The organism is Mycolicibacterium vulneris (assembly GCF_002104765.1).
GTDB classification, from domain to species: Bacteria; Actinomycetota; Actinomycetes; order Mycobacteriales; family Mycobacteriaceae; genus Mycobacterium; species Mycobacterium vulneris.
Map to the genome: position 1 here is coordinate 1 of NZ_NCXM01000117.1, position 331 is coordinate 331.

1 protein-coding gene is annotated in these 331 nt (G+C 63.1%); it reads right to left on the bottom strand.

Going from position 1 to position 331, the window contains the following annotated elements; translation table 11 throughout:
• Positions 1 to 331, bottom strand: a 331-nt coding sequence (locus B8W69_RS32125; RefSeq protein WP_181447517.1) for an efflux RND transporter permease subunit, incomplete at both ends; no start/stop codon positions are given.

The window sequence follows — 331 nt, forward strand, 5'->3', positions numbered from 1 at the left end:
GTCGAACGCCAGGTCGAGATCGAGGAAGGCGAACTTGCCGGACTCGCTGGCGCGCTGCTTCACCCGTTGCGCCACTTGCAGCAGCGACTCGTAGTCGTTGGCGGTGTTGAGCACGAACTGGAATGGCAGGCCCTCGCCGGTGCCCGGTAGCGACGGCAGGTTGAAGGCGAAGATCTGCACGCCGGGAATCTCGTTGAGCTTCGCCTGCACCGCATGGAGCAATTCCATCTGGCTCTTTTCGCGTTCGTCCCAGGGCTTGAGCAGCATGCCGCCGATGCCGGCCTGGACGCCGTTGTAGCCGTTGATCTGGAACGCCGAGTAATACTCCGGG